Source organism: Bradyrhizobium sp. 31Argb (assembly GCF_043638955.1).
In the GTDB taxonomy this organism is placed as follows: domain Bacteria; phylum Pseudomonadota; class Alphaproteobacteria; order Rhizobiales; family Xanthobacteraceae; genus Bradyrhizobium.
On the sequence record NZ_JBEGDB010000439.1, the window covers coordinates 1 to 4,217 of the forward strand.

The following is a 4,217-nucleotide window of genomic DNA, read 5'->3' on the forward strand; positions in this document are numbered from 1 at the left end:
GCTTCCTCCTAAAAGAAAGCCTTGAATCACGTTCAATCTGATTTGAGAATCCCAAGAGTCCACACGGCCTAGCGCGAGACGCCATGGCCTGTGAACGCTCGAAATGGCGGATCGAGACGTCGTTGGCGCTGATTGCGGCGCTGTTTATCGGCTCCACAGGTCCGGCCGCGGCGCAGAGCATCATGCGCACTCCGGAAATCCGCGTCGCCCCGCGGGTGCCGAGCGTCAGCGCGAATGTCGGGCCGCGCGTCAATACCAATATCGGCGGGGCGGCGGTTGCGCGGACCCCCTCGCGGATCAGCGTCACCACGATGCCCCGCATTGGCGTGCACTCGACGCTGCCCTCCGTGCGCTATTCGCCCAACCTCCATCGCGCCTGCGACGCTGCCTATCGCGGCAGCGACGGCGAGTGCCTCGACCGTCCCGTCGTCTCCACTGCGGATGGCGGCAGTGGTGGCAAGGCGGCCGGCAGGAAAGCCAAGGGCGGATCGCGCAGCAACGCGCCGCAAACCGCGGTTGATCTCCGCGCGGTGCCCAACGAACTCGTGGCCGAAATCGATGGTGCGCTGACCGACGCGCAGATCGAGGAGCTGGCGCGGCGTCATGGCTTGGCGCGGCTGGAGATACAGAACGTCCCGTTGCTCGGCTCCACTATCGGCCTGTTCCGCATCACCGATCGCCGCCCGGTGGACGTGGTGCGCCGGGCGCTGGCCGGCGACGGCCGTGTGCGCTCGGTGCAGCTCAATTTCCGCTACCTGCTGCAGGACCAGAAGACGGCACCGACCGAGGGCGATCCGGCGCAATACGCGCTGGCGCAGCTTCGCCTGCCGCAGGCGCACACGCTGGTCCGCGGCATGAACGTGACCATTGCCGTGATCGATTCCGGCATCGATGCCAACCATCCCGAGTTGGCGAATACGATTGCCGACACGTTCGATGCGATCGGCAGCAATGAAGGGCCGCATGCGCACGGCACCGGCATCGCGGGGGCGATCGCCGCCCATGCCAGGCTGATGGGGAGCGCGCCGGAGGTGCGCATTCTCGCGATCCGCGCGTTCGGCGCGACCGCGAACGGGGCGCAGAGCTCGTCCTATGTGATCCTGAAGGGACTGGATTATGCGGCGCTGCACGGCGCGCAGATCATCAATATGAGCTTTGCCGGCCCTAAGGATCCGCTGATCGAGCGGGCGGTCGCTGCGAGTGCGGCGCGCGGGATCTTGCTGGTCGCCGCCGCCGGCAATGCCGGCGCGAAATCGGCGCCGCTCTATCCCGCCGCGAACCCGAACGTGATCGCGGTCAGCGGCACCGATGCGCAGGAGAAACTGTTCTCCGCCTCGAACCGGGGCAACCACATCGCGCTCGCCGCGCCCGGCGCCGATATCTTCCTGCCGGCGCCGGACGGCAAATACCAGATCACCTCGGGCACGTCGTTTTCCGCCGCCTTCGTCAGCGGCATTGCGGCCCTGGTGCTGGAGCGCAATCCGTCGCTGAAACCGAACGAGGTGCGTTCGATCCTGACCGGCACGGCGCGCGATCTCGGTGCCCCCGGACGTGATGATTTGTTTGGGGCGGGGCAGGCCGATGCGTTCGCGGCGGTATCCGCCGTTGCGGCAGTTCCGCTCGCCTCCGGCAAGCACGCACCGGCTGCGCCCGCACAGGATAACACTTCTGTGAGCCGGGCGATGGAACAGTCGGCACCGGCCATGGCCGCGGACAAATCGGCCGAAAATGACGCGAAAAGCCCCGCCGCGCAGTGAGTTTTCCGCGCTTTCGGGCCGCGGACCGTCGCCGCGGAAGGTTAAAAAAATCGAACCGGGATTTTGAACGTCGGGCAGGGTGTCGCGACCAATAAAGTGTGGGAGCGATCCATTCCTCCCCATTAGCTATATCAGGCGCGAGCGCCCATCCACCCCAAGCGCCCATATGGCTTGACCCGTCCGGTTGTCCCCCCGGACGGGTCTTCATTTTTGGGGACAGCGCTTCCTTGTCGCACGCACGGTCATGCAGGTGTCGCGTCGACCGTCTAAGAGCCGCAAACCCAATAATCCAGTATTCCTGCGGACTTCTCTGCGTGCCCCGAGTCGTTTACGAAAAGGTGTTAGACTTTTTTAACCTTTTCCACAGAATATCCCCGTCATATTTTGATTCGGTTCGGTTGCGTCCTGCGTCCGTTTCTCTCTTTACGGGCTGTCTTAATGACAAATCGAACTGACGCGGCCAGAGGCCGCGAGATCGTGGCGCGCTGGTGCGCGCTGGCGGAAGCACGGCTGGAACACCTCACCGAACTGTTCGAATCCGGGCGCTGGCGCCGCTATCACAGCGATGTGTCCTTCCTCGAGAACGTCCAGGAGGCCAAGCAGGCGGTCGAGACGTGGCGCGACCTGTTGCGGCGCGAGGCCTCGCTGGACAATTCGCCGATCGACATCTCCTGGCTCGGCCGCGGCCGCGTGACGCCGCTGCCGGCTCCGGTACGGCTGCAGCAGCGACCGGTCGAGCGGCCGGCACCAGTGGCGCCGCCGGAGCCGCCGGTCGAGGTTGTCGCGCTCGTGCAGGCTGTGGAAGAGGAGGCGCCGGTGCCGGAAGAGGCGCCGCTGCCGCTGCTCGACCTCGCCGCCATGCAGGCGCGCTATCCGCTGCTGCGCAACACGCTCTAAAAGCTATCTTCGGACCGCGTTGCCGCCGAGCACGAGTTGCGCGTATTGCTGCGCGCCGGCGACTGACAGGTCCGTCGTGATGACCCGCGCATGGTCGAGCCCGACCACGGCGCCGCGCGGCGCTTCCGAGATCATGTTGTTGTGGACCAGCGCGATCCCGGCGCCCGGTACCACCGAGACACCGACACCGACGAACGCCTTGCGGATCACATTGCCCGTGATAGCGACGTCGCGCAGATATTTGCCCCAGCCGGCAACGATGCCGAAGGAGGGCGCATTCTCGATCACGTTGCCCGTGACGGCGGTGTCCGCCTCGATATAGATGCCGATGCCGGCGTCATCGTCCGGCGCGGTCCCGATCGGTCGCTTCGGGATCAGGTTGCGGATGATGTTGCCCTGGACCGCCGCGATGCGGCCACCCTCGTTGAAATTGCAGACGGAGACGCCAACGGCGGCGCCGTCGACCGTGTTGTTGGCGATGACGGCGCCCTCGAAGGCGAACTCCGAATAGAGCGCGACCTCGCGGACATCGCTGACGCTGTTGTCTGATATATGGATGTTCGACGCCGAATTGCCGCGCACCGCGGAATAATCGCAATTGCGAATGCGGTTGCCGCGCACGATCACATTGCCGGCCCGGAAGGCGTTGATGGCGTTGCCGTACTGGCCCGAGCCGCCGGGGCCGGCCTTGATGTCCTCGATGCGGTTGTCGGCAACGATCGTGCCGTCGTCGCCGATGGCCGTGCGCAGGATCTCGATGCCGTTGTCGTTGGTGCCTGAGATCGTGTTGCGCGAGACCATCAGGCCCAGCGCGTCGAACGAGACGATGGCGGTGGTTGCAATGTTGGTGAAGATGTTGCCGCTGACGTCGCCCGACACCTGCTCGAACCAGATGCCGTTGCCGCCGCTGCCTTTGATCTCGCATCCGGTGATGCGGACATCGCGCGCGGTGAGGCAATGCACGAGGCCGCGACGTGTCGGCAGCGGCACATTGCCGCCGTCCAGCGTGAGGTCGGAGAGGCCGATGTTGTCGGCGCCTTCACCAAGAAACATCGACAGCCCGCCGTTGAAGACGAGTTTGGTCGCGCCGCGCACGCCGACGAGTTGCGAGCCGCGCTGCAGGCGGAGCAGGCCGGTGCGATAGACGCCCGGCGGCAGCGCCAGCGGCGCTTGCGCGCGTGCGGCCTCATCGATCGCGCGCTGCAGGGCCTTGGTCTGGTCGTCGGCACTGCCGGGGCGGACGCCATATTGCGTGGCGTCGCGGCCGAGCGCGGAGGTGAGCGGTGCCGCGCGCGCAGCGTCCGCCGACAGCGCCAGCGCGCCTGCGGCGCCCGCTGCGGAAACCCCGATGAGATGGCGGCGATTGACGTCCATGATCCCTCGCGAAGGAAGTCGTACCGCACAACTGTAGCCTGGCAGGGTGAGCGCGAGGGGGCGTAGACGCAATTGTTGCAGGTAGGGTTAACCCGCGGCAACGAAAACCGCTGTCGTCCCGGCCTTGAGCCGGGACCCATATGTGGACGGCCCCCGTGGCACAAGAGCTTTTGAGGTGATCGGATCGCT

Annotated in this window: 3 protein-coding genes; 2 read left to right on the top strand and 1 reads right to left on the bottom strand. The window is 65.9% G+C overall.

The window, feature by feature from the left end; genetic code table 11:
- Positions 1-83: 83 nt before the first annotated feature.
- A complete protein-coding gene (locus tag AAFX91_RS39535; RefSeq protein WP_394570105.1) occupies positions 84-1,757 on the top strand; it encodes a S8 family serine peptidase in 1,674 nt (557 codons plus the stop codon).
- A 438-nt stretch (positions 1,758-2,195) separates the two neighbouring features.
- A complete protein-coding gene (locus AAFX91_RS39540) occupies positions 2,196-2,654 on the top strand; it encodes a TIGR03809 family protein (RefSeq protein WP_130581020.1) in 459 nt (152 codons plus the stop codon).
- A gap of 3 nt (positions 2,655-2,657) precedes the next feature.
- Here the strand turns inward: AAFX91_RS39540 and AAFX91_RS39545 are convergent, their stop codons facing one another.
- On the bottom strand, positions 2,658-4,028 hold the full coding sequence (locus AAFX91_RS39545) for a TIGR03808 family TAT-translocated repetitive protein (protein WP_394570106.1): 1,371 nt from the start codon (positions 4,026-4,028) through the stop codon (positions 2,658-2,660).
- Positions 4,029-4,217 lie beyond the last annotated feature (189 nt).